Source organism: Paenibacillus sp. 10L310, from assembly GCF_056395745.1.
Genome location: NZ_JBFTKC010000066.1, coordinates 1 through 517 on the forward strand (window position 1 = coordinate 1; position 517 = coordinate 517).

The window sequence follows — 517 nt, forward strand, 5'->3', positions numbered from 1 at the left end:
GTATGGGTTACCGACATCACCTACATTCCTTGCCGAGGAGGTCGTCTATAYCTCGCCAGCGTTCTGGATTTGTGCACACGTGAAATTGTAGGCTGGCGTCTATATAACCATATGGAAACCAGTTTGGTGATGGGTGCACTGGAGGAAGCTTACAAGGCCAAACGCCCCGCTCCGGGATTACTCCATCACTCGGATCGCGGCTCTCAATACACGTCCAAAGAATACGTGGAGCAACTAAAATCATACGGAATGGAATCAAGCATGAGTCGCCGAGGAAACTGTTATGATAACGCCTGTATTGAGTCATGGCACAGTATTTTAAAGAAGGAACTCATTTACTGCAACCCTCGTTTTAAGACGCCGGAAGAGGCTTATACTGCCATCTACCAGTACATCGAGTTCTATTACAACCGCAAGCGAATGCATGGCGCGCTAGGGTATCTTTCTCCTGCTCGTTTTGCGATGCAATTTACGGACAAATCCGTAGCGTAGTGTCTACTTTTTTGACATAGGTCCA

General features: G+C 47.5%; 1 protein-coding gene. It reads left to right on the forward strand.

Annotated elements, in window-relative coordinates:
- Positions 1-492, forward strand: a 492-nt coding sequence (locus tag AC1DE7_RS31835) for an IS3 family transposase (RefSeq protein ID WP_477535897.1), incomplete at its 5' end; no start/stop codon positions are given.
- Between the last annotated feature and the right edge of the window lie 25 nt (positions 493-517).